This window comes from Streptomyces sp. NPDC058459 (genome assembly GCF_042721685.1).
In the GTDB taxonomy this organism is placed as follows: domain Bacteria; phylum Actinomycetota; class Actinomycetes; order Streptomycetales; family Streptomycetaceae; genus Streptomyces.
Genome location: NZ_JBHXLV010000382.1, coordinates 1 through 2,520 on the forward strand (window position 1 = coordinate 1; position 2,520 = coordinate 2,520).

Sequence of the window (2,520 nt, forward strand, 5' to 3'; positions counted from 1 at the left end):
GACATCCACCTCACACAACAACGCCGGCCTGCAAGACCACAACCGGGTCTTGCAGGCCGACGTCACGCGAACCCCCGAATAAACCAACAGCGTCTCCTCCGGGAGGGCGGGGGCCGCATTCGTGCGTTCGAGGGTCTGTCTACGCGTCGGGTTCCTGCGTGAAGGTGTATTCGTACCCGATGGTCAGCCGGTACGGCAGGCACCACTCGCCGTACTCGATGACGCCCTCGTCGTCCCAGAGGCGGTGGGCTCCGGCAAGGATCGGGGAGCCGATGCGCAGCGCGAGGAAGTTCGCTTCGCGGGCGTCGGCATCCCGGCCGTGCATGTCGTCACGGCCGGCTGTGATGGTCCTGCCCGTAGCTTGCTGGATCTTCGCCAGCAGACGCGGGGCGAGGTGGTTCGCGGTGGACAGCAGCTCGGGGACTGCGGCAGCGAAGTGCGCGGGATACCAGGTGACGAACAGGCCGGTGCGTTGCTGCCCCTTGCCGGTGTGCCACTGGCGGCGCACGACCTGATCGCCGTCAGCGAGGTCGAACAGTTCCGCAATGTACTGCGGCGGCTTGACCAGGTCGGCGACGGTGACGATGACGGTCTCGCCCTGAGCGAGAACGCTGCCGGTGCGCATGACCCGTGTTATCCGGTCGTAGGAACTGGGGGCGACCTCGGGGGCGTTGGCGACGAAGGTGCCGCGCCGCGAGGTGGTGATGTAGCCCTCGACCTGCAAATGGTCCAGAGCCTTGCCGAGGGTGGCCACGGAGACGCCTTCACTCTTCGCCAAGTCCCGCTGAGCAGGCAGCTTCGCGCCTTCCGCGAGAGCGCCATCGAGGATGCGGCGGCGGATGCGCTCGGCGACCTTCATGTAGGGGTGCTCTGTGTCGGGCATGCGGCATCTCCTCGGTGTCCTAGGCCATGCCTGACTGTACTAGGACACACTGAAATTGCTGCCACACAAACGCCGTTGACTGCTAGGCGCGTGACCTAGGACACGCTAATTTCTGACCTAGGACACAAAGCGACCCCTGCGACCGTGTCACCGGCCCGGGGGTGTGGACGACTGTCGAGGAGCCGCCATGGCACACCGTACCGCCACACATCCCGCGCGGGCAGGGCGCCAGCCCGCTGCCTTCCCGGCCGAGGCGCTGCCCTACCTCAGCCTCCCCGACCCCGCCGCCCTCACCGCCGACCAGACCGCAGGCCGCGCTTGCATCTGGGGCGGCCGGCCCATCCCCGCCGACGCGGCCGTGGACCTCGGCGAGCACCTCCACGACGGCGTGCTCACGTTCCCCCAGTCCTGCGGCCCGTGCATCGCCACCCGCGCCCAGAACGCCCTCGCCGCGCACTCCTTCGACTGCGCCACCTGCCGCGACCGCGCACGATGGACGGACTGCACAGTCGGCTACGGCCTGCTCCGCGCCCAGCGGCAGGGCAGCCGCGTCGGACAGGGCGGCTGCCGATGAGCCCCGCCATCCCCGACAACCCCGAGCTGTCGCGCCAGACGTTCCGCGCGATGGGCTACTGCGGCGCCTGGGACGAGGCGGGCCGCCTCTGGTGCACCCGCTCACCCGGCCACACCGGCAAGCACGCCCACCGCTACGAGAAGAAGCACCCCACCGACGCCACCGGCGTCGAATGGGCATAGACCCCCGGCCTTCACGGGCCGGGCGCGGGACGCCTGGCGGCGCTCGGGGTGAACCGCAGGATGCCGCCGGCAGGGACCGGCCGGCGGAATCCGCTACTCCAGCAGATCGGACAGCGGGACCCCGATCGCGCGGGCGATGCGGAGCAGGGTCTCCAGGGTCGGGTTCTCCGTACCGGCTTCGAGCTTCTGGAAGTAGGTGCGGCTGAGTGGAGCCGCCAGGAACACCTGCTCCTGGGTTAACCGCCTCTGTACCCGAACCTCGCGGATGCGTCGGCCGACACGGGCGCGCTCGTCACGGAGCCAGACATCCTCGTCGGGCGGGTCGGGAAACACTCGACACACCGTCTGGCCTGCGAGATTATGTGTCAGCCCTCCCCCAGATGGCTTTTCCGTGATCTTGACGCGGGGGCAAGACAGCCGCAGCGCTGGAGCAAGGACTCCGGAGAGGGCGCTCGGCGAGCCGGGCGGCCGCGCGTCAGCGGTCGCCCGGTCTCATTTTCTGACGTCCCCTCGGGCCAGCAGCGGGCCAGCAGACGATCATGAGACCGGGACAAAAAGGAAAGGACCCCAGCTCAACTCTGCGTTGAGCTGGGGTCCCTCTCGTAGGCCCTGTGGGACTCGAACCCACAACCAATGGATTAAAAGTCCACTGCTCTGCCAATTGAGCTAAGGGCCCGGGGCGGTGTTGCCCGTCCGAGCATAGCTGGCGGTGGCCGTGTCTCCGATCGGGTATCGGGGACACGGCCGTGTCGGTCAGTCGCGGAGGAACCAGTGGCGGGCGGAGGCGAGCCACCAGATGGCGGCGAAGCCGAGGACGACGAGGACGGCGGCCGGGGCGTAGTTGAAGGTCGGCGCGTTGTGGTGACCCGTACGGGGGCCGT

At 68.7% G+C, this 2,520-nt stretch carries 4 protein-coding genes and 1 tRNA gene; 2 read left to right on the forward strand and 3 right to left on the reverse strand.

Annotated features, from left to right (window positions below; genetic code table 11):
• Positions 1 to 139 precede the first annotated feature (139 nt).
• A complete protein-coding gene (locus ACFWN1_RS32860; protein ID WP_384370289.1) occupies positions 140 to 883 on the reverse strand; it encodes a GntR family transcriptional regulator in 744 nt (247 codons plus the stop codon).
• Between the two features lie 187 nt (positions 884 to 1,070).
• Between ACFWN1_RS32860 and ACFWN1_RS32865 the strand changes: the two genes are divergently transcribed.
• Positions 1,071 to 1,457, forward strand: coding sequence for a hypothetical protein (locus ACFWN1_RS32865; protein WP_384370292.1), 387 nt, complete (start codon positions 1,071 to 1,073; stop codon positions 1,455 to 1,457).
• A complete protein-coding gene (locus tag ACFWN1_RS32870; protein WP_384370295.1) occupies positions 1,454 to 1,639 on the forward strand; it encodes a hypothetical protein in 186 nt (61 codons plus the stop codon). The genes ACFWN1_RS32865 and ACFWN1_RS32870 overlap by 4 nt, the downstream gene beginning before the upstream one ends.
• A 93-nt stretch (positions 1,640 to 1,732) precedes the next feature.
• On the opposite strand, the gene ACFWN1_RS32875 is transcribed toward ACFWN1_RS32870, so the two are convergent.
• Together ACFWN1_RS32875 and ACFWN1_RS32880 are read right to left on the reverse strand one after the other, a co-directional pair.
• Positions 1,733 to 1,972 carry a helix-turn-helix domain-containing protein gene (locus ACFWN1_RS32875; protein ID WP_384370298.1) on the reverse strand — a complete coding sequence of 80 codons (240 nt, stop codon included), beginning with the start codon at positions 1,970 to 1,972 and terminating at the stop codon, positions 1,733 to 1,735.
• 270 nt (positions 1,973 to 2,242) lie between these two features.
• Positions 2,243 to 2,315: transfer RNA gene (locus ACFWN1_RS32880), tRNA-Lys, on the reverse strand.
• Positions 2,316 to 2,520 lie beyond the last annotated feature (205 nt).

Coding starts and splice junctions, on each gene's coding strand:
- ACFWN1_RS32860 (WP_384370289.1), bottom strand. CDS start 883: ATGCCCGACACAGAGCACCCCTACATGAAGGTCGCCGAGCGCATCCGC.
- ACFWN1_RS32865 (WP_384370292.1), top strand. CDS start 1,071: ATGGCACACCGTACCGCCACACATCCCGCGCGGGCAGGGCGCCAGCCC.
- ACFWN1_RS32870 (WP_384370295.1), top strand. CDS start 1,454: ATGAGCCCCGCCATCCCCGACAACCCCGAGCTGTCGCGCCAGACGTTC.